This is a genomic window from Glutamicibacter sp. AOP12-B1-11 (genome assembly GCF_052379245.1).
Taxonomy (GTDB): domain Bacteria; phylum Actinomycetota; class Actinomycetes; order Actinomycetales; family Micrococcaceae; genus Glutamicibacter.
The window spans coordinates 1-1,356 of the sequence record NZ_JBQSYL010000082.1 but is presented as its reverse complement, the minus strand read 5'-3'; the positions used below and the strand labels follow the sequence as shown (position 1 = coordinate 1,356).

At 55.9% G+C, this 1,356-nt stretch carries 1 protein-coding gene; it reads left to right on the top strand.

Annotation, left to right across the window (positions count from 1 at the left end; translation table 11 throughout):
- Positions 1 to 51 precede the first annotated feature (51 nt).
- Positions 52 to 1,340 (top strand): IS3 family transposase gene (locus ACT3UQ_RS19685; protein ID WP_444637817.1). Its coding sequence is split into 2 segments (ribosomal slippage): positions 52 to 325 and positions 325 to 1,340, totalling 1,290 coding nucleotides; the frame shifts between segments, so codons are not numbered across the junction.
- The last annotated feature ends 16 nt before the right edge of the window (positions 1,341 to 1,356 follow it).

Below are 1,356 nucleotides of genomic sequence, written 5' to 3'. Positions count from 1 at the left end.
TGAACCGTCCCTGATTTGATGCCGCTGTCTTTCGAGAGAAAGATAGAAACCATGCCCAAGAAGTATCCTGCCGAAGTTCGTGACCGCGCCGTAGCGATGGTTGTGGACCGGCTCTCTGAATATCCTTCCGTGTATGCAGCGTGCAAGGCTCTGGCTCCGAAGCTGGATGTCGGTCCCGAATCATTGCGTCGCTGGGTGCTCCAAGCCCAGGTCGACACCGGTGAGAAGGACGGCCCAACCACTACCGAACTCGATGAGCTCAAGGCGTTGCGGGCGGAGAATCGGGATTTGAAGGAAGCCAACGAAATCTTGAAAGCTGCATCGATTTTCTTCGCGAGGGAACTCGACCCTCGCCGCCGCTAATCTGCCGATTCGTTGATGAGCAGCGGGCCGAAGGTCATGCGGTCGAGTCGATCTGCGCCGTCCTGCGTGAGCAGGGCGTGCAGGTCGCCGCACGAACCTACCGGGCCTGGAAAATAAGGATTCCGGCCCTGCGAGCAGTTGAAGATGCCAAGGTCATTGACACGTTACGCAGCCTCAAAGTGTTAGACGCTAAAGGAAGACCGAAGCCAGAAATCCTTTATGGCCGGCGAAAGATGACCGCTTGGCTGCGGCGCAACGGCTTCCCCGAGGTCTCCAAACACACCGTTGACCGACTCATGCGTGACGAGGGCATGAACGGCCTGATTCGTGGACGTAAGACCCGCACCACGATCCCTGGCAAGGACGGCAAACGAGCTGGCGACCTACTGAATCGGAACTTCAGCGCCAGTGCCCCTAACCGTATTTGGGTCACAGATTTCACTTACGTGCCGGTGTATTCCGGGTTCGTATACGTGGCCTTGGTGATCGATCTGTATTCACGGGCGATCGTCGGGTGGGAAACCTCCACGGTGAAAGACACCGCCTTCGTGGAACAGTGCTTGAAGATGGCTTTATGGCGCCGAAAACACACCAAAAGACCAGTTGACAAGGGGCTTCTACATCATTCGGACGCTGGCTCGCAATATACCTCGATCCGTTACACCGACACCTTAGAAATTGAGGGGCTGGTTCCGTCGATTGGCAGTGTCGGGGATGCGTACGACAATGCGGCTGCCGAAACGGTCATGGGATTATTCAAGAATGAAGCCGTGGCCAAGGGTTCTCCCTTCCGTAGTGGTGCGTTGAAGACCGAATCAGATGTCGTTGAGGTCGTCTTCGACTGGGTCTTTTGGTACAACAATGATCGCTTGCATTCCTCGCTGGATCACCAAACTCCCGAGGAATTTGAGCGTGCCTACTATGATGAAATGACAGGCTCGTTACCCGACGCTGCCGCACATAACACGGCGGCATGATTTCCGGGACGGTTCA